The following is a 22,522-nucleotide window of genomic DNA, read 5'->3' as shown; positions in this document are numbered from 1 at the left end:
ATTCTAGAGACCTTATAATAATTGTCCAGTTAAGTGTAACCTATCCATCATCATTCTAACTTCGACAGATTCAATAGCTCCATTATGAAATAACTGACTGTAAGACATTACAGGAGTTTCACGTTTTTCACCATACGAAACAAGCATTCCATCAGTATTAAAACTTAAATTTCCTCTTCTGGAACTTCCCCTAGAAGTAGGACTGAATACATCAAAAGAGTTATCTTGCTTTACCGCTTCGCGGTTTATGCTATTTATATCAATGTAATTACTTAACCCAATACTCCAATGAGGAATGATATGAAGAACTAAAATAGTTTCATTTTCAAAGTCTCCAAATATTTCTCCGTTGAGAAGCATAGCCAGTCTATTATCTCTAAAGCTTGATATTTTGGATTGAATAGATTCTAGTTCAGTAAAAGATCTTTTCAAATCGTCGTAACTCATATGGTTACACATGTTTCCATATCGAATATAAAATTCATCTCTATTTCCATCATAAAAAGCATGAGGTTTAAGAATACTCTTAGGTATATCTATAGTAATCAAAAATTCATCATTATATTCAACTAAAGTACAAGCTATTCCATGTAACACAGGTCTAATTTTTGTTTTACAAAATGATCGAAATGATTGCTCCCACATCTCCCATGTATCTTTATTTACTCCTACATCAGATGCAGCTATAGGATTATGGTTATCATCTTCTCCAATACCTACGACAAGCGTTCCTCCTTCAGCGTTGGCAAAAGAACAAATCTCTTTAAGAAAAGCACTTCTTTGTTTTTGTTCTAGTGAATTAAATTTTCCATCTTTAAATGAATATTTTTTATATTCTAATTTTTGATTCTCTTGTAACTTGTTAGTTAACAGTTCATGGATATCCATAATACGTTCCCTTTCTAGTTATGAATTTTATATCTCGTTTCAGATTGTTATAAATAGAGAAAATAGAAAGATTGAACCATATTTATTATTCTCCAACCATTCCATCGCCATCGTTATCACGCATATAAATATAAAGCCAATGATCTTTTGTAATGGGCATGGAGAAGCCAGCATCTTTTGCTTCTTTGATTGTTACCATTCCGTTATTATCTGTATCGACTGAAGAAATGTCTCCACTAGGTTTTTCTGGTTCTACAATAGAACTTTCTGGTGAGGGTTCACCTTCAGTTGACTCACTTGTTGTTAACCCTTGCTCTTTGTTGTATTCATCAGGATTTCCGTTCTGAAATTCGTCAACAACATCATTTCCTAGAATAGTATACGTATACCTATACTTACTTGGAATCTGTGTTTCAGTATCAGGATAAGTAATAATGGCTTCAAAATTGGTTGCTCCGCCTGCTTGACGAATGTTTCGTTCCATATAAGCCTGATCACCATGTCTATTCAATATACTATCTTGTGGAGTAATATTGTAAGCGTTAGATACTCCACCTAAAGAGTCTGCAATCACGTGTCCTTCATCGAAGTTTGAATTTTCAACACCAGGAACTTTTGCTTCATCATGATAATATCTACCATTCGATTTAAGGGGTTCTGTTGTATCATCTTGAAGGATAATCGAATCCGCTATGACACGAACAAGTTGCCCATGTTCATTAGTAAATCCCCAATACTCACGATTTCCAAATCCAATATTTACACGTACGTTAGGTTCTCTATGTCCAGACAGATCACCACCTTCTACAACAATCGTTTTGTAACCCTCTATCGGTTCTTCTGATGCTACTTCTTCAGTCTGGCTTTCCTTATCTGATTGTTCTTTTGTACCTTCGGTTTGATTGGAAGAGGATCCTTCTGGACTATCCTCTTCTTTGACCTCTGAACTTCCACTTGTTTGAGCACTCTCTACTGCTGTTTCTGTACCTAAATAACTTTCTGCTGCTTCGCTCTCATTTGCTGAAGGACTGCAAGCCCCCAACAAAAGAGAAGTAGCAATCAAAAAGGAAAGCATGTGTTTTTTGACGATCATTTCATTGCTCCTAAACTTTGTATATTTTTCATTTTTAAACGCTCGTTAATTAACGAACGTTTATTTTATTCGTTTTTTTATAGGTTTACGTCGTTAAACTAAGGTTTGCGTAAAGGTAAAATCGTTTCGTTAATCATATCTTCAACAGCGTTCTTTATTTCTCTCCAATACGTTAACCGTTTTACAGGATTTTCTGTCGTAGCTTTATATGCCTCATAATCACTTGTTCGTTTTAATTCGGATTCCCCGTTTTGTCTTTCTTTTTTAGGGTTGTAATGATTGACATAAAAAGTTAAGACGCTCTCTTTCATCGCCCATTCTTTTGAAAGACGATTTACTTGGTAAGCGATCGCTTCTTGAATCATTTCTTCCAATAGACTAGAGACTTGCTTGCCACGGTACTGTTCTGGTTCTTCTTGAATATCTTTCCATAATTGTTCCATTAACTCTGCAAGTTTTGGATTCGTTCGTTTCAAATCGTTGATATAGCTATCAATTTCTTCTGAATCAGACTCTAGTTCAGAGCTCATTTCAGATTCTATATAGGTTGGAACCAATGCTTGAATCAGTTGTAAAATATACTCGTAATTGATATCTTCTGTCTTAACAGACTCTAGCTCATATTCCATATCCATATCTATTGGCTCGTCTATTTCTTCAGGATCTGGTTTTATTTCTTCTAGGACATTTTCATACTTTCCATGGTAATGTTCTATTTCTTCTACAGTGACATGATACTCTTTTTCTAGTTCTGCCTCTTCATATTCCGTATACACTTGAATGGCCGCAAAAGCTTTGTCTACTTCTTGAAACGCTTTTGCATACTTTTTCTTTTGTCCTAAACTTAATGCATCAACAGATTCTGGTGAAGGAGCGATTTTTCTTAAGCCTGCTAAAGCATCTTTAAAGGCCTGATGGGCTTCTTTGAATACCGGTGCTAATAACTCGTTCTCTCCCCCATTTGAATACAACACGAGAGCATCCTTTACTTTTTGTGTATATAAAGCAGGGGTTTGAAACGTGACGACTTGACCAAAGTGTTTAGAACGATCAAATAAACGATTGGTCCGCGAAAAAGCTTGGATCAAGTCATGTGGCTGCATGGGTGCACGGTCGATAAAAAGCGTTGAGAGACAAGGTGCATCAAAGCCCGTTAACAAACGATCCACTACAATCACTAAATCCAATTGTTCTTTTCTAAATAAGTATTTTTCTTGTTTTCGTGCTAAGCGATCATTGACGTTTTTATTATACGCCCGCATGGTCTCAATAGAAAAAGAGGTGCCAAACATCTCATTGTAATCTTTAATTGCTTCTGCCATTTTTTCCTGATTGTTAACAGACGTTGCCTCGTTTTCAGAAATCGAATAAGTAATGGCCACTCTTGGAAAAGTGGGCAAAACACTTTTGGTTTTGTCATGAATCGTTACTGGTGTTTCTTCAGCAACCACTTTTTTAAATAAGTCGTAGTAACGTTGGGCTTGTGCAATAGAAGATGTCGTTAACACAGCATTGTACGTTTTACCTGGACCATTTTGAAAGCCTAATTTTCGTCGAGATTTGTTTACAATTGAATGAATGACTTCTAACATATGCTTTTCGTCTTCATAAACGGATTTTGGAATCATGCGTTCCTTTTCTTGTTCAGACAAACTTGCTAGGTCTATACTTGGATCTAGTTTTAAAACCAAGTCTTCTAATTCATCATCCGAAAAAGTGCTCTTGTATTCAATTTGAAAGCCTAAGACCGCTTTATCGTGAATCGCTTCCTTAACGGTGTATTCATGTAGGCGGCTGCCGTATTGTTCTTCCGTCGTTCGTGCTAAGTTTCCTAAAGCTTGTTTAGCATTTTCAGCAAAAATAGGCGTACCGGTAAATCCATACCAAAGAGACTGATAAAAAAATTTTTCGATCTCTTTTTTCTTTTGTGGAGAGACTGCACGGTGGCATTCATCAACTACAAAAGCGACATGCAGGTGTTTCAATTTTTTATACCGTGGAGTCGATTCTTTTCCTTCGAAACGCTTCATAACATGGTTTAGCTTTTGAATCGTCGTCACAATGACCGAGCGATCAGCTGAGAGTAATTTTTTAATCAAATCACTGACATTATCCGTCTCATCGATTTGGACCACATCGTTTTCTGCATAAGAAGTAAAAGATGAAGTCGTTTGTTGGTCTAAATCGACACGGTCAACGATAAAAATGGTTTTATCTAATGAAGGAATTTGCAACAAGTTACGGGCTGCTTTATACGACGTCAATGTTTTACCTGAACCCGTTGTATGCCAGACATACCCTGATTCTTGTCGTTTAGAAGCTTGTTTAATGGCCTCAATAGCGTGTATTTGATACGGTCTTAGTAAAATTAGCGCTTTTTTATCGCTATCGATAACGGTGTATTGAGTTACCATCTTATGAGCTTGTGGAATCGATAAAACATGTTCGGCAAAGTCTAAATAACTCGTAACAGGATCATTTTTTGAATCCACCCAAGTCGATAAAAATTGCTCATTTAATTTTGTGTCTTGTGCAGCAGCTATGTAGCGTGTATCGCTGCCATTCGATACAATAAACATTTGAAGGGCTGAAAAAATTCCGTTAAACTTGCCTTGTATTAAGTATTTTTTTATCTGTCTAAACGCATCCATATAAGAATGGGCTCTATTTTTTAGTTCAATATGAATCAGCGGCAAGCCATTGATCAACAAAGTGACGTCAAAACGTCGATCTCGATCATCCGCGCTTTGTTTAAAACTCTGAAATTGATTAATAACTTCATAAGAAGACATTCCACCTGCTATGTCTGCCCGATTTAATACTTTTAAACGAATGGTTCCAAGAGACGCATCTTCGCGTTGGACTTGCACTTTTGCCACACCATTTTCACCAGCCAACCATTTAGCTGCGTCATAGAAGTTCGCAAAGGTTAATTGGTTTTGAACCTGACGGAATTCTTGTTCCGTCAGGTTCACTCCATTTAAGACATCTTTATTGTTTCGTTCTAGTTTTTCTCTAAGGTTTACCCATAATTTTTCTTCTGTGTTTAAGTCTTTCCGATAGGTCCATTGCGAATCTCCACTAATCAATTGGTTAATGAGATTTTGTTCCAACTCTGATTCAGAAGTAAACGTGATTGCCATCCACTCGCCTCATTTCCTTAATCTTAAACAAACATCTTTTGTAGCATAGCTTTCTTTAAGTTTTGATAGGTTTCTAATTTTTTTTCATGAAGAGTAATGGTTTTATCTAATTTTCCAAATAGATCCCCTATTTTTTCTTGTTCTTCAAGTGAAGGAACCATAATTTGTAAGTCTTGTATTTTTTTTGCATTTAAATTTGCTTGGGTCCCTGTTGAAATTAATTTGTTCCATCCATTTGTTGATTCTTTTTTTAGCAAGTATTGGAAGATAAAATTTCGTGTAGCTATATCTTTGAATATCATATTATAGAATGCTTGTGACGTTGCAACATCTGTTTTTAAAATAGCCACTTTTCCGACTGAAGCATACATGGCTAATGAAATAGCTTCTTTAGGGACAAGCCATGCTGATGAACTATCTAATCCTTCCTGAGAAATACGTTTTTTTGTATCATATATATACCCGTTAGAAGCACTAATATCAGAAATACCCAAAAATGGTATATTTCCTATATAATAAGATTTATTAGTGGACTTGGGTGTCCCACCGGAAGCTCCTTTTACATAAAGACTACTTAATTTGAGATTTTCCCATTTTTGGGTAAATCCAGCAAACCTAATTTTTGGAATACTTTCTCCTTTTTGTGGAAACATCTTTTGCAGCATAGCTTTTTTTAGTTGCTTATGGTCGTTAAGAAGTTGTTGCTGAAGTGTGATTATATTATCTAGTTGCTTAAAAAATTCACCAATTTTTAGCTGTTCATCTAAATTATTGGTTACTACTATATTGACACTTTTGACTATACCTAAACTCAAATTTGCTTGTCCACCCTCATTTGCTAAATTTCTAAGTAAATTATATTTTTTGACAAGTTGGTAGTAAACAAAATAATTATATATATATCTATGAACTTGTATATTGGCATTTGCTTGGTTTGTTGCTGCTTCTATGGACAATATTCCAAGTTGACCCCTAGTTTTCCCTTGACCGTACATAGCCAATAAAATAGTTCCTACTGGCATTAATTTTGCTGAAGAATTATTTAGTCCATCAATTGTAATTTTTTCTTTTGTATCTGTTATTTCTGAGTACTTCACTTCTGCTGTAGTTGCCCACGGAATATCACCATTCCAATAACTACTTTCTCCTCTGCTAGGCGTTCCACCAGAAGAAATATCTGAAACTTCTCCCAACTCACACTTCACCCAATTGTTACTAAATTCTTTAAAACGAATTTTCGGAACTATTTTTTCTTTATTCATTATTACCACCATCATTCATCAACTGTGAGATAAAACCTTTTAATTTTTTATCGTCTTCTTCCGTTGTTCCGTGCAATTCATTCAACATCCCAAATAATTCATCTTCCGCATGAGTGAGATCTTTTTTCGTTTGTTGTATTGTTGTAGATATCGTTTCTAATGAAATTTCTTCCTCTTCTTCAAAGGTATCTACGTAACGAGGAATATTTAAGTTGTAATCATTTTCTACAATCTCTTCAAATTCTGCTACATAAGCATACTTTTCTTTATTTTCTCTTTTAGAGTGCGCTTTTAAAATCGTATCAATGTGTTCATCCGTTAACGTATTTTGATTTTTTGATTTTTCAAATCCTTGAGAAGCGTCAATAAAGAGCACATCTTTAGTTGAACGGTTTTTCTTCAAGATAATAACAGTCGTTGGAATAGAGGTATTAAAGAAAATATTAGCGGGTAAGCCAATCACTGTGTCGATTGCACCGTTCTCTAATAATACTTTACGGATTTTTCCTTCTCCACCACCTCTAAAGAGTACTCCATGTGGCAAGACGATTGCCATTACACCAGAATCTTTTAAGTGATAGTACCCATGCAATAAGAAAGCAAAGTCCGCTTTTGATTTTGGTGCTAAAACGCCATAGGTAGAAAAACGAACGTCTTCTAAAAAGCCTTTATCAGCTGACCAATTAGCAGAATAAGGTGGGTTCATAAGAACAGCATCAAAGTTTGTTGGTTCTTCTGTTGGCCAGTCTTGGTCTAACGTGTCGGCATTATGAAGATCTTGGTTTGCTGTCGAGACACCGTGAAGAATCATATTCATGCGCGCTAAGTTATAGGTTGAGGTATTGAGTTCTTGTCCAAAGTAAGAAATCGTTCCAGGTTCATTCGAGTATTTCTTAGCATTTAACAACAACGAACCGGATCCCATTGTCGGGTCATAAACAGAAAAACCTTTTTGATTTTCTTTTCCTTGAAGAACGATTTGAGTCATTAATTTTGCGACAGGTTGAGGGGTATAAAATTCTCCCGCTTTTTTACCGGATTCAGAAGCAAATTGACCGATTAAGTACTCATAAGCGTCCCCTAAGACATCTCCTGCATGACCAGCCATGTTAAGAACCGATAATTCTTTCATAACATCCGCAATGGTTTTGTTTTGTTTTTGTGGCGATACCCCTAATTTTTTAGAATACAAATCAATGTCTTCAAAAAGATTTTCAAATATTTCACTAGATTGCTCGATATCACGAAATCCTTGCACTAAGTCTTCTAATTGAAACGAACCGTCATGAATAGCGTTAACTTGTGCTGTAAACGTTAATTGTGGTTCAATCGTATAGGAAAACTCATCTTGTAATTCTTCTAATAGATCTTCTTTAATCGCACTATCTTCACACGCTTCTACGTACAACTTTTGAGCTACTTGTAAATCTTCTGTTTCTTCTTCTAGTAAGACTGATACATAACGAAGCATGTTATCTGATAGGTATTTATAAAAAACCAATCCTAATAAATAACTTTTATATTCGTTTGCATCCATTTTTGAACGCAAAATATCCGCTGAATTCCATAGAGCTTGATACAAGGTCGTTGAACTTTTTTCTATTTTTTCTGTCATTATGTAAATATCTCCTCTTTAATCTAGTCTAGTTATATTTTCAAATCTTTATTATTTCGATAAATGACATGCCTTTTTATTTCTGTTTCTTCTATTATATGTCTAATTAAATAATCTACTCAAGCTTCTACTAGTATAGCTCTTTTAAGTAGAAATAAGATTTTTTTTTAAATATTGTCAATTTGTTGTCTATTTTCCATCCTGTTTTCTATGCGTCCTGACTATCCGTTTTTTTGTTAAGTAGATGTTCTCTCTTTCGTTTATATCTTGTTAACGTACTCTTACTAATCCCAGTCATTTTCTCTACCTGTGTGTAAGAGTTAGTCTCTAGTAGACTCATTGCCAGATTGATCTGCTGTTGAGAGAATTTTTTAGGACGACCTTCTCGATATCCTGGTCGCTGCTTAGCTATTTCTTTTCCTTCTTGAGTTCGTTCTACGATTAAGTCTCGTTCAAAATCTGCGAAAGCACTAAAAATAGTAAAAATGAGCCTACCAGTAGATGTATTCTCAATCACACCTAAATTTAATACGTTAATTTTAACTCCTTTTTCAAAAAGTAATTTAATTGTGTTTAGAGCATCCTGAGTACTTCGAGCGAATCGATCGAGTTTTGTTACGACTAATGTATCTCCAACCTGAATAGTTTGGATCAGCTTCTGAAATTCTGGACGATCTTTTTTTGTTCCAGTAATTTTTTCAAAATAAATTTTGTCACAATGTTCCTCTTCTAGTTGACGCATCTGTCCTTCTAAATCTTGGTGCCGAGTACTCACTCTTGCATAACCATATTTCATACTTTCACCCACTTTTCTGTTTACTTTCGAACATAAGTTATGACACCGTTGTATGTATTGATTTTACTGGATTAATAATTCATAGTCAATACTCTTAAGTTATGACACTATATCAACCTATGATACTAAAAATATAGACTATAAATAGCTATCTTTGTAAAAAGAAGTAAATGAGTCTTATTCCAGGACAAATGATAACGATATTTAGATATGCTAATAGTTGAGTGAAATATAGAATATGATAAGAGCTTCTTTTATTAAACTTTAAATATATAAACTATAGTATAATTAAAAAAACATGTTTTTTAAGGAGATCGTACATATGTTAATTATTGAAACTAAAGAACAGCTAAAGAAAGCTAAAAAAGAAAACCAAGAAGAATTTATAGTAATAGGAGAGCTAGCAAAAAAATTATACAAAACAAGAAAAATATCTAAATTAAGCAAAAAAGTAGCAATCGGACTATCTATAGCCTTCGGGGTAGGAGCAGCAGCGACACCGTTTACAGGCGGGACATCTGCAGGGGTTTCAAGCGCAATTATGGCTACTTCTACTACTGCAATAGGAGGACCTGGAGTAGTAATAACTGCTATGTCCATAGGAGGAGTTTTACTTTTATTTGCACTTTTTAAAGATTATAATATCGATTTTGAAGTAAATCCTGCTGGAAGTGTCAGAGTCAAGTGTACAAAAAAATAAAGTTCGTTTTAGTAGTTGTTCAACACTTATAATAGACATACACAAAATATTAGAAATCATTATTTTGTGTATGTCTATTTTGGGTACACTTAAATAATACTTTTCAAGTGATCATTTTAGTTTAATTTGACATACGAAAAAGTATGAATCATTCTGCTATAGATAATTACTGATTTTTCAACAATTATTTTATTTATAAGGTGATCTTTTTTATATGAACGTTGATCCCCCTCCATAGTTTCTCCATAAATTTGGGTTATACTAGTACTAAATACACCGGTATTAGGAGGAAGTAAAATTAAAAAAAATGCACTTATTGCACTATTAATAGTTTCTTTGATTTTATTAATAGTTGTATCCATTACTTTAATTCTAACCTATAACAAAACAAATTTTTCCTTAAATGATGACAATAATGAGGAACGGATAGGAATGTCCAATAATGAAACAAATTCTATGATGGGTAATGATCAGATGGAATCAAGCAATATTATGGACATTATTAATAATTCTCAAGTAGAGAGTAAACTCAAGTTACCACAACTTTTGGAAAGTGACCAAGAAACTTCAACAGATATTTTTTATACTATAAAAACTCAATCAGGAACAACAGCATTCAAAGATGGAAGTTTAACAGAAACGTATGGGTATAACGGTTCCTATCTCGGTCCTATCATACGTATTCGCAAAGGTCAGAATGTACATCTTACTACCATCAATAAATTGAAAGAAAATACTTCTTTTCACTGGCATGGTTTAAAAATACCGTCAAATGTTGATGGTGGCCCCCACAGTCCTATTAAACCAAATGGAACAGCCACTGTTGATTTCGCAGTGATGCAAGAAGCTGCTACTTTATGGTTTCATCCCCATCCTGAAGGTCGTACTGGTGAACAAGTTTATAACGGATTGGCTGGATTAATTTATGTTGAAGACGAAAACTCTGATTCATTGGATCTTCCCAAAGATTATGGTATCAATGATTTTCCAATCATTGTTCAAGACCGTTTTTTTGACGAAGACAACCAATTTAATTATCAAGACATCCAAAATATGGATGGTACACAAGGAGATACTCTGCTAGTAAATGGAACAATCAATCCTTATATAGAGGTGAAAAACGAAAAAATAAGGTTACGTCTTGTCAATGGCTCAAATGCACGGAATTATCAATTTAATCTGTCGAGTAAGGAAAGTTTTTATCAGATTGCCTCTGATGGAGGTTTCCTGAATAAACCAGTACAGATGGATACTCTTCAATTAGTTCCTGGTGAAAGAGCTGAAATTGTAGTAGATGTAAGCGACTATAAAAAAGGAGATAATGTAAAATTAATGAACGGAAATGCTGAAGTCCTTTCCATAAAGGTTGTGGAAGAAATAAACTCTGAGGTTGGATCATTACCGAAAAATTTAAATTCTTTTTCAAATGATTTTGATAAAGTTTCTGTTCCAGATAAAAAAATCACCTTCAGCGGTATGGGAAATATGGTTGCTATTAATGGAAAACAGTTTGACATGGATCGGATGGATCTACAGGCAAAAACAGGTACCACAGAAATATGGGAAATAAATAATTTAAATGATATGATGGGTGGGATGATACATCCTTTCCATTTACATGGCGTTCAGTTCAAAGTATTAGACCGGAATGGAAAAATTCCACCTGCAAACGAACAAGGATGGAAAGATACGATAGCATTATATCCTGGAGAAAAAGTTCAGATTGAAGTTGAATTTTCAAAAAAGGGAATTTTCATGTACCACTGTCATATTCTTGAACATGAGGATAACGGAATGATGGGACAAATAATTGTAGAATAAAAAATTTGAAAACTGTTACAGACAAATTAATGGAGGCAAGGGATTTTGAAAATATTAATTGTAGATGATGAACCCAAAATATTGGATATTGTGGAAGCTTATCTCACTATAAAAAGGTTTCAAGTATTCCGTGCTTCTAACGGAATAGAAGCACTGGAAAAATTTGAATTGGTGCAGCCAAATTTAATCGTGCTGGATCTCATGTTACCGGATATATCCGGTACAGTTATTTGCCAAAAAATAAGAAAAACTTCTGACGTACCCATCATTATGCTGACTGCAAAGTCTACAGAAAATGATATTCTAAACGGTCTACAGATTGGGGCTGATGACTATATAGTAAAACCATTCAGTCCTAAAGAATTAGTTGCACGTGTAGAAACCGTCTTGCGTCGATCGGACTCGTCTGTTGTAACAGAAACTAAGTGGTCATTTGATAAAGGAAATTTGGTAATCTATCCTGAAAACAAACAGGTTTTTAAAAATCAGAAGGAAGTCATATTGACACCTACTGAATTTGAACTATTGACACTATTAGCTTCCTATCCAAAAAAAATATTTTCTCGAGAACAATTATTAGAAAACGTGAAAGGACTTGAGTTTGACGTTCTTGATCGTATCATTGATTCTCATATTAAAAACTTGCGACAAAAAATTGAGGATAACACCAGACAGCCCTATTTCATCCTAACAGTTTACGGCATGGGTTATCGATTTGGTGGGAAAAAAGATGAATCGTACAATTAAGTGGCAGTTTATATTTTCATTTGTTTCTATCTCGTTCATTATAATTGGCGCATTTAGTATCATGACGTTAAGTCTAATGGATAATCACTTTGCTAAATATGTTGCCGAGAGACAAGAGTCTGAAATAGTAGAATATACCACTAGTTTAGAGAGAATTTATGAAGAGAATGAAGGATGGCCAAATACTGCTGATTTTGAATCTATCGGTTTAGAGTCGTTACACAATTTAATTATATTGAAGGTATATGACAATGAAAAAAATTTACTCTGGGATCCTGCTTCTTCAGATGAATTGGGGAATAAACAAAAAATGCAAGATAACGCTTCCTATATGGATAAAATAATGGGCGAAATGGAGCATGACTATGTAGAAAAAACGGTTCCTTTATTTAATGGTGAACAAAAAATTGGAGAAGCTCTGATCAGTTATATGGGTCCCACAGCGTATTCAGAACATGATGCTTTATTTATTGCAGATATGAAGAATAATCTTATTATAGTAGCCATTGTAGCTTTAATTCTTTCTATCTTTTTTGCTGCTTTGGTTGCTAAAAAGATAAGTGGACCTATAGTGAGAGTAAAGGATTTTACAAGAGAAATTGCTAAAGGAGATTACACAAGTTTATCTCCTGAAAAAACTGATATCAAGGAACTAGATGAGCTCATTTCATCTGTAAATGCTCTTTCTGTTCAACTTGAGAATCAACAAGATATCAGAAACCAATTATCTTCCGATATCGCTCATGAGATTAGAACTCCATTGACAACACTAAAAGGAAGTCTGGAAGCTATGATAGATGGAATATGGGAAATAACAGATGACCGACTTCAAAGTTGTTATGATGAGGTGAACCGTATTACCCGCCTTATAGGAAGCATTGATAAAATTAATGAAATTGAAAGTCATCAGGATAGTTTAAACAAAACATCTTTCGATTTATATGCTCTCGCGGAAAATATATCTTCTAATTTTGAAGCTCTTTTTGTTAAGAAAAATATTTATTATGCATTAAATGGGGATCCTCTATTCATTACCGCTGATAAGGACAAAATAAGTCAAGTCATTACAAATCTTTTATCCAATGCTGTTAAATTTACACCCCCAGAAGGAACAATAACTCTAAAAATTCGCAACGAAGAAAATCAAGCTTTATTGACTATCGCAGATACGGGAGAAGGAATTCACCCAAAAGAAATTAATCGTATTTTTGAGAGGTTTTATATGTCTGATCTTTCAAGAAATAGTTTTCTAGGCGGGCAAGGAATTGGCTTATCTATCGTAAAAAGTATCATAAAGGCTCATAACGGAACCATAACGGTCAAAAGTGATTATGGAAAAGGTTCTACATTTACCGTTATTCTTCCTGTCAAAAGATAGTAATCATCAAAAAAAGCGGTTCACTTTTATGTAAAGTGAACCGCTTTTTCAGCTTCATGATAAAGTTTTCCATTTAATTTAGGACTAATTAAGATTTTTAAACGTTAGAATATTTATCCCTTTTCAGAAATCATTAAGTTGATTTTTTAGTTTAACTTAACACTAATAATCATTTCAGAGTAATCCCATTTGGTGTTTCACCAACCTCAACCGTGGCAATAACTTCATTAGTCTCATTCTCAATAACACTGACCGTATCATCGAATGCATTCGTGACAAAGGTGTATTGATCATCTTCACTAATGACAACTCCATGTGCACCGCTACCCACTTCGATTGTTTCGACCACTTCATTACTATTTAAATCAACCTTTGAAACGGTATTGGAAGGATTCTCTTCGGTACCTTCATTTGCCACAAATACATATTGATCATCATGTTGAACAAACAACTGGATAGGACCATTTCCAACTGCTACTTTCTCAACTTTATTGGTTGTCAGATCAACGATTGCTAACGCATTTTCTCCATTTAATGTTACTAAGAGCGTTTGTCCATCTGAGGTGATACCAGTTGTAGCTGGAGTACTGCCAACAGTTATTCTATTAATTTCTTCCATACTTTCTAAATCAAGGACGCTTACAGTGTCTTCACCCATATTGGCAACGTAAGCCGTTTTTCCGTCTTCAGCGATTCTAAAACCGTGTGGACCTTCGCCTGTTGGGATTGTTTCAACCACTTCATAAGTAGATACATCAATGACTGAAACAGTGTTCTCTCCATTATTGGAAACTGCTGCATAGCTGCCATCGTTAGTGAAAACGATATGAGCAGGGTGACTCCCTACTTCAACTTCTGCAAGTTTTTCACCTGTTTCAGTATCATAAAAAGCTGCAATACCTTTTTCATCGTCACTTTCATTACTCATACTAGTATCACTATCTTCGTCCTGTCCCATCTCCATACTTTCATTGCTCATACTGGTATCACTATCTTCGTCGTGTTCCATCTCCATACTTTCATTACTATCTGAACTGTCTTCAGCATGCCCCTCGCTGGGAACAATTGTTACACCAATGACTTTTTCATCAGGTGAAATTTGTACATTATGTGCGGACCCATCGATGGCAATCGTATCCACAACTTCGTGCGTTTGAGCATCTACTTTGGTTACACTTCCGGTATCGGAAGTGTAATAGGCTTCTGTTTGTTCCTTCTTTTCTTCTTTAGAACTAGATTGACCCTCACTAGATTCTTGTGACGTTGATACGATTTCTTGTTGAGAAGAATTTTGACTACTTGTTGAATCTTCTTGACCACAAGCTGCAAGCAAGAGACTCACTGATGACACTATTGCTAAAATGATTCTTTTTTTCATTTTAATATCCCCTTTTTTACTACGTACTTTTTACTTTTCGTACTATTTTTATTGATCTACAAATGCCTGAATTATTCATAATTTTTCCGTAGGTTTCTGAGAAGATTACGGCACTGTCATTTCATCACGAAAAGGGCAAAAAGATTCTAGCAGGAACCCTTTTGTCCAAAAGCGGGAGTCAATAACGGATACGCTACCGCTATTTTTGAGCTATGAATAATTCAGGCTAATAACAGGTATTTACTTCATCAAATAATCTTTATTTATAACCATACTATTGTAGATGTTTCTTTCTTTCCAAATAGTCTTCCTCAGAAATATTTCCTTTCGCATATTCTTTCTGAAGAATTTCCAAAGGTGTTTCTCTATTAGAACTTTGATTCGGTTGATTGAAAAATAATTTTCCAATCAGAAACACTACCACAACCAACAATAGAATCCAAAAAATTCCCATAAACATCATAGTTCCCATTCCTCCTCTATTAAAAAAATTTAGACATTCAGACATGACTATTCCTCCTTCTCTTTATTAAATTTTTCATCTGATTCAAGGTTTTTACTAGTTCTTAGATCCGTCATTCCTTCTAGATAATAGGGTTTTGAAGGATAATCTTGCCTGCGGAGATACCATATAAGGATGGATCCTATGAATAGGACAAGAGACAAGGCCTGTGAAACACGCAGAAAATCACCAATCCATAGACTATCCGTTCTCATGCCTTCAATAAAGAATCTTCCCGTTGAGTACCAAAGCACGTAACTTAACGCTACTTCCCCTTGTCGTAACAACTGTTTACGATTCCGTAGAATGATAATGATCACAAATCCTAATAGGCTCCATAATGACTCGTACAAAAATGTCGGGTGGTAATAAGTGCCATTAATATTCATTTGTTCAATGATAAATTCAGGCAAATAGAGATTTTCCAAAAATTGACGGCTGACAGGTCCCCCATGTGCCTCCTGATTCATAAAGTTTCCCCATCGACCAATAGATTGAGCCAGTAGCACACTTGGTGCTAAGATATCTAACAGAAAAGCTAAAGGAATTCCTTTTTTCTTTGTATACCAATATACGGTAAGTCCACCTGCAATCAAGCCACCATAAATCGCAATTCCACCATTCCAGATGGCTATGATTTCGCCTGGATTTTGCAGGTAATAATCCCATTCAAATAAAACATAGTAGAGACGGGCACCTACGAAACCAATCGGAATGGCCCATAGAGCTATATCAATAATGGTATCCTCTTTAAGCCCTCTTTTTTTTGCTTCTCTTGTAGCTAAAGAAATAGCTACAAATATTGCTACAGCAATGATAATACCATACCAGTAGACCCGAAACGGTCCAACTGAGATAGCAATAGGATCAATTTTACCAAGTAGTCCATTCATTCCTTAATCTCCTTCTTATAAGTTACTTTCTATTGCTCAACTATCTAGGCAAACTTACTTATAATTGATTACCTACATAATTGAGAGGTACTTTTATCCTATTTCTATAAGGCTAAGTACGGCGCAGGATCTACTCGTGTGTTGTTGTCGTAAACTTCAAAGTGTAAGTGAACGCCTGTGGAGGCTCCTGTTGTCCCCATTGTTCCTATCTGTTGACCTTGTGATACTAGTTGTCCAGGGGAAATTAACAAACTACCTGCCTTCATATGAGCATAAAGGGTTTGAAATCCATTCCCATGATCAATTTTCACGTAGTATCCCCATGAGCTATGGTACCCAGCCACTAGCACTGTGCCACTTTTAGCGGCTACGATTTGACCGCCCCCAGCTAAATCAATTCCACCATGTAACTTACGCTCGCCAGTAATCGGGTGGATTCGATAGCCAAATGGTGAGGTAGTATAGCCATTGCTCGGGCGAATAAAATCAGAATTACTGGCTTCCAAAGGTATTTCATTAGATGAAGGATTCTCAGAACCAGCAAGTGAAGAATTATTAGAGCTGATAGAGCTATCTTGTTTGTTAACGACTAAACTTTCTTCTTCAAATTCTTCAGACATGATTTCACCAGCAGAATCTTCAGCTGCTTTTTGAGCCGCTGCTTGTTTCGTCTTTTCTTCTTCAATAATTCTCTCGCGCTTTTCTTCTAATTCGTCTGATAACATACTGGTTTGGGCAGAAACTGCTTGTTGCTCTTTGACAAATGCTGTTTTTTCCAATGCTGTCATATCATAAGCTGCAGCCACTTTAGTAATTTTGTCATCTAGTTCTGATTTTTGAGCTACAAGATTACTTTTATTTACTTCAATACCACTTTTTAATGTTTCAATTGCCAATTTCTCTTCTTCTGCTTTTTTTTCATTTTTTTCGAGAAGATTCTTATCATTTTCTTGAACAATAACGATTTCTTTATTAGCCGTTACCAATTGGTTAACAATGCCTATACGACCAACCAAATCTGTGAAGGTTCCAGAAGAAAACACAACATCTACTAGATTGGAGACATTACCATCTGTTTGTACTGCACGTGCCTGAGACTTTAATTTTTTTTCGCGTTGTAAAATAAGTTCTTTCAAGGAATTAATTTCTGTTTGCAACTTTTCAATTTTCCATTTTGATTCTTCTAAATTTTTTTCTTCTTTTTGTAATTGTAGAACAAATCCGTCAATTTTCAGCTGTAATTGTTTCACATCTTCCGTAAGAGTTTCTTTTTCTGTTTCTAAACTGCCTAGTTGGTCTTCTTTTTCTTGAATGTCACTATTTATCTGAGTCGACTGCGTTTCAAGTTCTTGTTTTTTCTGCTCTAATTGCTCTGTCGTTTCTGCATTTACTGTAAGAGGTAAATAACTTGAATTTATCATTAAAGCAGCAACAAACACACCGGCTAATAGTCTTTTTTGCATAGGTACCTCCAATAAGTATTTTTATGGTTTCATTTTTGATCATAGGCTTAAAATTATGTATTGTGCCAAGATTATACAAATAGCCTTTATAAATTATTTACCCTTATTTTAAACCGTATCCTTATACCAAGGGGTATTTCTGTCTATTTCTTCTATTTAAAGTAGTCTTCTATTGTATTTTAAAATTTCTTACATTAGAGACTATCTATTGGAATTTTCCAGATTAAGTACGTCTTTTTTTATTTGATTATAATTAAAAAAAAGATCTTTCAAAAAAATTGATTACGACAACTAAAAATTACAATGAATATTATTCACTCCCTCACCTTTCCTATTGTAGTCATAAAATAGTTTATCCTGGTGAACCCTTTATTCATTTGCTTCCCTACTTCACCACTATACAATTCAATTGTGTGGAAGTTATGTAGTTACTATAAATTTCCTTTCTACATAACATCCACACAATGATTTGTTATTCTATAATTGTTAAGAGCTTATAGTACCTTAAAGGCCAAACATACTACTTAGCTCTTTATTTAACTTACTTGATAAAAGAAAGGATGATTTTAATGGAAACGATTTTATTTTTTATCATTATGATTGTTGGGCACGGATTAATGATGTTTATGATGCCTGGAATGCATGGGGGGCATGGAAAAAAACATAATCATGGCGAAAAATCTTCAGATGATGTAGAACTATTAAAAACAGAAAACGAAGAATTAAAAGAAGAACTGCACGCAGTAAAATCAAAATTAAACAGATAATAGATACGAGGTATACTAACCATGAAATCAACAGTCATTTACTTATTGGGATTTTTTTGTCTATTCTTTTTCATTCTTTCAGTATCAATTGCCATTACCATCAACTTTACACCGCTATACACATTTGATATCACTTATCTGAACATGGCAGATGAAATTGGAATGACAAAAGAGGTTATATTAAAGAATTACGGTGTATTAATAAATTACTTGAATTTTCCTTGGATAACGGAGCTTAAGATGTCTGACTTTCCAAGTTCTGAAAAAGGCTTATTTCATTTTTTTGAAGTGAAAAAGTTGTTCTTGCTTGATTACGTTACATTAGTAATCTCCGGTATCGGATCCATTTTATTTCTAAACTATCTAAAAATAAAAAAAGGAATGTGGAAACTTGTTCGTTTCTTTCAGTGGGGATCCATCATACCGCCACTATTGATTGTCACTTTATTTATCAATTTTGATACACTATTTGTCTTGTTCCATAAAATCTTTTTTAACAATGATGCTTGGTTATTCAATCCTAGCACCGATCCGATTATATTAGCTTTACCCGAAGCATTCTTTATGCATAGTTTTATATTGGCATTTGGAGTAATCGAATTTTTGTTTATAATAGGGTATTTCATTTCAAAGAAACAATGGGTAAAATACGAAAAAAAGACTCCTTGAATGTATCAAGGAGTCTTTTACACTGGTTTCTATGCGTACGAATTTATTACAAGTATTTTTATCAAAAGAATTAATTGTGCTATTAAGTTGATCAAACAAAAAGATTACACCTAGAAATCACTCTATAATTGTAGTGTCAAAACCAACATTAAGAAGAAACAAGATGTACTTAGTCGTATCATTAAAATTTCAAATTTTGAAAACTTCTTACTTATTTTCCAAGCGTATTTGTTATTGATTTAAAAGTCGTGGATTCACTTAGATGGAACAGCCTTTACATATTGTTTTTGCATCGCTGGATATCAGTAAAGTATCACTGAACCATTAAGCCCTCTATATGTATAGAGGAAAAAATAGATTTGCCCATCATAGATAAATGCAGCTCGTTCTTCCTCAAAGGTAAGCCTTTATCAAGATAAATAAAAAGGCCATTGTGTTGAGTCAACATATAGTTATTATTTTGAGGGTTTTTATATGAAATATCCACATCTTCTGCACCCACGCAACAGGTACGAGTTGCTCTAAGTGAAACAGTTATTATCGTACGACCTTTCTTCTTCATCCATTCCTGTACTGCCTCATCCACTTTAATAGATATAGTCATTTTTCTATCACTGTCCCTTTTTTAGAATAATCAGGATTTTATATCATTAAATCACAAATAATTTAGGCGTTAAAAGACACCAATATAAGTATGAAGAAAGTAATCTTATATTGACCCAACAAAAAGAACACATCTCCGGCTCCGGTATAATGGTAGTACCAAAACCAACATTAGTAGGAACTGAGACGTGCTCATATAAACTATTTACTTTATACTGCTTTTTTTTCTAATCGTAAAGTCATCGCGTTAATGGCCACGATAACTGTTGAAATTGACATTAGGACAGCTCCGAAAGCCGGTGCTAACGTAATCCCTATCGGTGCTAAGATACCTGCTGCTATCGGGATAGCGATAAAGTTATAGCCGGCACCCCAAATTAGGTTTTGTTTCATCTTACGCGTTGTTTTATTGGCTAGTTCGATAAACGATTCAATGTCTCCCGGATCGGACCGAACTAAAACGACATCAGCTGAATCAAGGGCTACCTGAGTACCTGCTCCAATAGCCACACCAACGTCAGCCAAGGCTAGTGATGGGGAATCATTCACGCCGTCACCTACCATGATCACTGTCTTGCCTTCTTTTTTCAATGATTCAACTAAATCATATTTGTCTTGCGGAGATTGGTTTGCTTTATAGTCGATTCCCAATTCTTCTGCAACCCCTTGAGCGGCTTTTTCATTATCACCGGTAGCCATAATGGGCTTGATACCCCTAGCTTTCAATACTTCCATAAGCTCTTTACTAGTTGATTTCAATTCATCCCCTAAAGCAACAGCACCGATAGCCTCCCCTTCTTCAACTAAAAGACTAACCGTTGATCCTTTTGGAATCTCAAAATCAACTTTCTGTCCAAATGCTTTTTGACTGATTAATTCATAGCGACGTCCATTTGCTTCACCTTCAACCCCAGCACCGGATACTACATTGATAGAATCAAAGTTAATCGGTTTAACTTTTTGTTTTTCAGCAAATCCTACGATTGATTGCGCAATTGGATGGCTGGATCCTCCTTCGATGCCGGACATTAAGGCAATCACTTCATCTTTACTATAGTCTTTGCTTAACGATTCCGCATTTAAGACTTTAAATTCCCCAGTGGTCAATGTTCCAGTTTTATCTAAAATCATTACATCAGCCTTTGTAGCCAATTCCAATGCTTCACGGTCTTTGACTAATAATCCGTGGCTTGCGCCTAAACTGGTACTTCGTGAGACAACAAGAGGAATCGCTAACCCTAAAGCATGTGGACAAGCAATTACTAAGGTGGTTACCGTAAAGATAATGGCGGTTTGTACATCGGTTATAAACAGCCAGACTATAAAGGCAATCAAGGCTACAGCTATAGCAACATAAAACAACGAGCTTGCTACTTTTTTGGCAAGATTCTCTGCTCGAGAGGGTTGGCTTTGTGCCTGAGCAACTAACGTTTGTACTTGGGAGATGAACGATTTGTCGCCGGTTTCTTGTACCTCAATATATAAGACACCTTCTTGGTTTGTTGACCCCCCAATTACTTGGTCTCCAGCATTTTTTTCAATCGGTTTCGATTCACCAGTCAAAAGAGCTTCATTGACTCGTGATTGTCCTCTTTGGATCACGCCATCTGCTGGAATATTTTCGCCAGCCTGAACGCGTATAACATCCCCCACTTGCAGTTGGGATACAGGACGGGATTCGACAGCATCATCTTCCAAAACAACATATGCATCTTTCGGTACTAATTCAGCAAGGGACTTCTGAGCATTTCCAGCTTCTCCTAATGCTTTCATTTCAATCCAGTGACCAAGCAACATAATTAGGAGCAGTGAGGCAAACTCAAAGAAAAAGTCCATCATGTGTTCACCCGTAACGTACCGAGCGATAACGGCATAAACACTGTATAAATAAGAGACACCTATCCCTAGTGTAATGAGCGACATCATTCCTGGATCTTTTTGTTTAAACTCATCAATAGCACCCATATAAAAGGGTTTCCCACCATAAATTATCAATATGGTAGATAATACAGCAGCCAGGATATCTGAATAGAGAAACGAAATTTGAAATGGCAGGCTAATGCCCATCATTGGAGTCAGTAACATAACAACGATTCCAAGTGGCAGAGATTTTAAGAATATGGCTTTAAAACTTCCATGATGATGGTGTTCGTGACCACTATTTCCGGCATGTCCCTCATGATCATCGTGAGCCATCTTGCTATGATCCATTTTACTGTGATCCATCTTGCTATGATCCATTTTACTGTGATCCATCTTGCTATGATCCATTTTACTGTGATCCATCTTGCTATGATCCATTTTACTGTGATCCATCTTGCTATGATCCATTTTACTGTGGTCTATATGTTCATGATCTGGCTGTTTCCCCTTTTTGTCATTCATAGCTCTTTCCTCCTTTAAAATAATACCCCTAAGCAAAATAATCCCGCTTTTCCTCTATTTCTATACTGTTAGAGGAAAAAAAGTAAGATTTACAAAAATCGTAAAAATAGTGAAGGGTGATATACCCATTTTAGCACCTTATCCATTTATTACAGAATATTTGGTATCAGAAAGAGCGGAGACAAGCTTATCTTTATCAATATCAGATTGGCTTTCAAGAACCGCTTTTTTATTCACCAAATCGATTGCAACTGACTCTACGCCTTCAATGGCTTCAAATCTTTCTTGCACTGTGTTAGCGCAACCTTCACATTTCATGCCTTCTACCAATACTTCTCTTTTCATAATAAATTCCTCTTTTCTTTTATTTTTTATTTCATTTCTTCTCTATTCTATATAGAAGTAGATTTAAATCTTTA

The 22,522-nt window shown here is 35.1% G+C and carries 20 protein-coding genes; 6 read left to right on the top strand and 14 right to left on the bottom strand.

The features are described from left to right. Positions 1–12: 12 nt before the first annotated feature. The 6 genes from CAT7_RS06215 to CAT7_RS06190 all read right to left on the bottom strand — a co-directional run bounded on the left by CAT7_RS06215 (position 13) and on the right by CAT7_RS06190 (position 8,797). Positions 13–888, bottom strand: a complete 876-nt coding sequence (locus tag CAT7_RS06215; RefSeq protein WP_007723308.1) for an AlbA family DNA-binding domain-containing protein — start codon at positions 886–888, stop codon at positions 13–15. Between the two features lie 85 nt (positions 889–973). Then, positions 974–1,981 (bottom strand): DNA/RNA non-specific endonuclease, encoded by a 1,008-nt coding sequence (locus CAT7_RS06210; protein WP_007723305.1) that lies wholly within the window; start codon positions 1,979–1,981, stop codon positions 974–976. Between the two features lie 98 nt (positions 1,982–2,079). Beyond that, on the bottom strand, positions 2,080–5,124 hold the full coding sequence (locus tag CAT7_RS06205; RefSeq protein WP_007723296.1) for a type I restriction endonuclease subunit R: 3,045 nt from the start codon (positions 5,122–5,124) through the stop codon (positions 2,080–2,082). A 23-nt stretch (positions 5,125–5,147) separates the two neighbouring features. Next, positions 5,148–6,386 carry a restriction endonuclease subunit S gene (locus CAT7_RS06200; RefSeq protein WP_007723292.1) on the bottom strand — a complete coding sequence of 413 codons (1,239 nt, stop codon included), beginning with the start codon at positions 6,384–6,386 and terminating at the stop codon, positions 5,148–5,150. Further along, positions 6,379–8,001: a type I restriction-modification system subunit M gene (locus tag CAT7_RS06195; RefSeq protein WP_007723290.1), complete on the bottom strand. Its 1,623-nt coding sequence runs from the start codon at positions 7,999–8,001 to the stop codon at positions 6,379–6,381. The genes CAT7_RS06200 and CAT7_RS06195 overlap by 8 nt, the downstream gene beginning before the upstream one ends. Before the next feature lie 208 nt (positions 8,002–8,209). After that, on the bottom strand, positions 8,210–8,797 hold the full coding sequence (locus tag CAT7_RS06190) for a recombinase family protein (protein WP_007723283.1): 588 nt from the start codon (positions 8,795–8,797) through the stop codon (positions 8,210–8,212). A gap of 322 nt (positions 8,798–9,119) precedes the next feature. Between CAT7_RS06190 and CAT7_RS06185 the strand changes: the two genes are divergently transcribed. Continuing rightward, on the top strand, positions 9,120–9,497 hold the full coding sequence (locus tag CAT7_RS06185) for a hypothetical protein (RefSeq protein ID WP_007723280.1): 378 nt from the start codon (positions 9,120–9,122) through the stop codon (positions 9,495–9,497). A 116-nt stretch (positions 9,498–9,613) separates the two neighbouring features. Here CAT7_RS06185 and CAT7_RS12545 read toward each other — a convergent pair whose 3' ends face one another. Next, positions 9,614–9,859, bottom strand: a complete 246-nt coding sequence (locus tag CAT7_RS12545) for a hypothetical protein (RefSeq protein WP_007723277.1) — start codon at positions 9,857–9,859, stop codon at positions 9,614–9,616. A gap of 70 nt (positions 9,860–9,929) precedes the next feature. Between CAT7_RS12545 and CAT7_RS06175 the strand changes: the two genes are divergently transcribed. Genes CAT7_RS06175 through CAT7_RS06165 form a run of 3 tightly spaced genes read left to right on the top strand, consistent with a single transcriptional unit; the run spans position 9,930 to position 13,443 of the window. Further along, on the top strand, positions 9,930–11,318 hold the full coding sequence (locus CAT7_RS06175; RefSeq protein WP_156780521.1) for a multicopper oxidase family protein: 1,389 nt from the start codon (positions 9,930–9,932) through the stop codon (positions 11,316–11,318). Positions 11,319–11,363: 45 nt separating this feature from the next. Beyond that, complete coding sequence (locus tag CAT7_RS06170; RefSeq protein WP_007723273.1) at positions 11,364–12,065, top strand: response regulator transcription factor; 702 nt, start codon at positions 11,364–11,366, stop codon at positions 12,063–12,065. After that, positions 12,049–13,443 carry a sensor histidine kinase gene (locus CAT7_RS06165; RefSeq protein WP_007723271.1) on the top strand — a complete coding sequence of 465 codons (1,395 nt, stop codon included), beginning with the start codon at positions 12,049–12,051 and terminating at the stop codon, positions 13,441–13,443. The genes CAT7_RS06170 and CAT7_RS06165 overlap by 17 nt, the downstream gene beginning before the upstream one ends. Before the next feature lie 169 nt (positions 13,444–13,612). Here CAT7_RS06165 and CAT7_RS06160 read toward each other — a convergent pair whose 3' ends face one another. From CAT7_RS06160 to CAT7_RS06145, 4 genes are all read right to left on the bottom strand, one after another. Continuing rightward, a complete protein-coding gene (locus CAT7_RS06160; RefSeq protein ID WP_007723270.1) occupies positions 13,613–14,821 on the bottom strand; it encodes a YncE family protein in 1,209 nt (402 codons plus the stop codon). A 274-nt stretch (positions 14,822–15,095) separates the two neighbouring features. Continuing rightward, positions 15,096–15,329 carry an amino acid acetyltransferase gene (locus tag CAT7_RS06155; RefSeq protein WP_007723268.1) on the bottom strand — a complete coding sequence of 78 codons (234 nt, stop codon included), beginning with the start codon at positions 15,327–15,329 and terminating at the stop codon, positions 15,096–15,098. A gap of 2 nt (positions 15,330–15,331) precedes the next feature. After that, entirely contained in the window at positions 15,332–16,216 is an 885-nt protein-coding gene (lgt, locus tag CAT7_RS06150) for a prolipoprotein diacylglyceryl transferase (protein ID WP_007723264.1), read from the bottom strand. A 104-nt stretch (positions 16,217–16,320) separates the two neighbouring features. Next, entirely contained in the window at positions 16,321–17,679 is a 1,359-nt protein-coding gene (locus CAT7_RS06145; protein ID WP_007723261.1) for a peptidoglycan DD-metalloendopeptidase family protein, read from the bottom strand. Positions 17,680–18,248: 569 nt separating this feature from the next. On the opposite strand from CAT7_RS06145, the gene CAT7_RS06140 reads away from it, so the two are divergent. Both CAT7_RS06140 and CAT7_RS06135 read left to right on the top strand, forming a co-directional pair. Then, positions 18,249–18,446, top strand: a complete 198-nt coding sequence (locus CAT7_RS06140) for a hypothetical protein (protein ID WP_007723259.1) — start codon at positions 18,249–18,251, stop codon at positions 18,444–18,446. Positions 18,447–18,467: 21 nt separating this feature from the next. Then, positions 18,468–19,115, top strand: a complete 648-nt coding sequence (locus CAT7_RS06135; RefSeq protein ID WP_007723246.1) for a TIGR01906 family membrane protein — start codon at positions 18,468–18,470, stop codon at positions 19,113–19,115. A 313-nt stretch (positions 19,116–19,428) separates the two neighbouring features. Here CAT7_RS06135 and CAT7_RS06130 read toward each other — a convergent pair whose 3' ends face one another. The 3 genes from CAT7_RS06130 to CAT7_RS06120 form a co-directional block, all read right to left on the bottom strand. Next, complete coding sequence (locus CAT7_RS06130; protein ID WP_007723239.1) at positions 19,429–19,719, bottom strand: hypothetical protein; 291 nt, start codon at positions 19,717–19,719, stop codon at positions 19,429–19,431. A gap of 209 nt (positions 19,720–19,928) precedes the next feature. Then, positions 19,929–22,103, bottom strand: a complete 2,175-nt coding sequence (locus CAT7_RS06125) for a heavy metal translocating P-type ATPase (protein ID WP_007723236.1) — start codon at positions 22,101–22,103, stop codon at positions 19,929–19,931. 138 nt (positions 22,104–22,241) lie between these two features. Beyond that, complete coding sequence (locus CAT7_RS06120) at positions 22,242–22,448, bottom strand: heavy-metal-associated domain-containing protein (RefSeq protein ID WP_007723234.1); 207 nt, start codon at positions 22,446–22,448, stop codon at positions 22,242–22,244. Between the last annotated feature and the right edge of the window lie 74 nt (positions 22,449–22,522).

Origin of the sequence: Carnobacterium sp. AT7, assembly GCF_000171855.1 — a bacterium.
Lineage (GTDB): Bacteria > Bacillota > Bacilli > Lactobacillales > Carnobacteriaceae > Carnobacterium_B > Carnobacterium_B jeotgali.
Note: the sequence above shows the minus strand (reverse complement) of the source record. Positions and strands in the feature narration are given on the sequence as shown.

What these genes read in the sequence shown, in the direction of transcription:
- CAT7_RS06215 (WP_007723308.1), bottom strand. Translation starts at nt 888, where the DNA reads ATGGATATCCATGAACTGTTAACTAACAAGTTACAAGAGAATCAAAAA.
- CAT7_RS06210 (WP_007723305.1), bottom strand. Translation starts at nt 1,981, where the DNA reads ATGATCGTCAAAAAACACATGCTTTCCTTTTTGATTGCTACTTCTCTT.
- CAT7_RS06205 (WP_007723296.1), bottom strand. Translation starts at nt 5,124, where the DNA reads ATGGCAATCACGTTTACTTCTGAATCAGAGTTGGAACAAAATCTCATT.
- CAT7_RS06200 (WP_007723292.1), bottom strand. Translation starts at nt 6,386, where the DNA reads ATGAATAAAGAAAAAATAGTTCCGAAAATTCGTTTTAAAGAATTTAGT.
- CAT7_RS06195 (WP_007723290.1), bottom strand. Translation starts at nt 8,001, where the DNA reads ATGACAGAAAAAATAGAAAAAAGTTCAACGACCTTGTATCAAGCTCTA.
- CAT7_RS06190 (WP_007723283.1), bottom strand. Translation starts at nt 8,797, where the DNA reads ATGAAATATGGTTATGCAAGAGTGAGTACTCGGCACCAAGATTTAGAA.
- CAT7_RS06185 (WP_007723280.1), top strand. Translation starts at nt 9,120, where the DNA reads ATGTTAATTATTGAAACTAAAGAACAGCTAAAGAAAGCTAAAAAAGAA.
- CAT7_RS12545 (WP_007723277.1), bottom strand. Translation starts at nt 9,859, where the DNA reads ATGGATACAACTATTAATAAAATCAAAGAAACTATTAATAGTGCAATA.
- CAT7_RS06175 (WP_156780521.1), top strand. Translation starts at nt 9,930, where the DNA reads ATGTCCAATAATGAAACAAATTCTATGATGGGTAATGATCAGATGGAA.
- CAT7_RS06165 (WP_007723271.1), top strand. Translation starts at nt 12,049, where the DNA reads ATGAATCGTACAATTAAGTGGCAGTTTATATTTTCATTTGTTTCTATC.
- CAT7_RS06160 (WP_007723270.1), bottom strand. Translation starts at nt 14,821, where the DNA reads ATGAAAAAAAGAATCATTTTAGCAATAGTGTCATCAGTGAGTCTCTTG.
- CAT7_RS06155 (WP_007723268.1), bottom strand. Translation starts at nt 15,329, where the DNA reads ATGTCTGAATGTCTAAATTTTTTTAATAGAGGAGGAATGGGAACTATG.
- lgt (WP_007723264.1), bottom strand. Translation starts at nt 16,216, where the DNA reads ATGAATGGACTACTTGGTAAAATTGATCCTATTGCTATCTCAGTTGGA.
- CAT7_RS06145 (WP_007723261.1), bottom strand. Translation starts at nt 17,679, where the DNA reads ATGCAAAAAAGACTATTAGCCGGTGTGTTTGTTGCTGCTTTAATGATA.
- CAT7_RS06140 (WP_007723259.1), top strand. Translation starts at nt 18,249, where the DNA reads ATGGAAACGATTTTATTTTTTATCATTATGATTGTTGGGCACGGATTA.
- CAT7_RS06135 (WP_007723246.1), top strand. Translation starts at nt 18,468, where the DNA reads ATGAAATCAACAGTCATTTACTTATTGGGATTTTTTTGTCTATTCTTT.
- CAT7_RS06130 (WP_007723239.1), bottom strand. Translation starts at nt 19,719, where the DNA reads ATGACTATATCTATTAAAGTGGATGAGGCAGTACAGGAATGGATGAAG.
- CAT7_RS06125 (WP_007723236.1), bottom strand. Translation starts at nt 22,103, where the DNA reads ATGAATGACAAAAAGGGGAAACAGCCAGATCATGAACATATAGACCAC.
- CAT7_RS06120 (WP_007723234.1), bottom strand. Translation starts at nt 22,448, where the DNA reads ATGAAAAGAGAAGTATTGGTAGAAGGCATGAAATGTGAAGGTTGCGCT.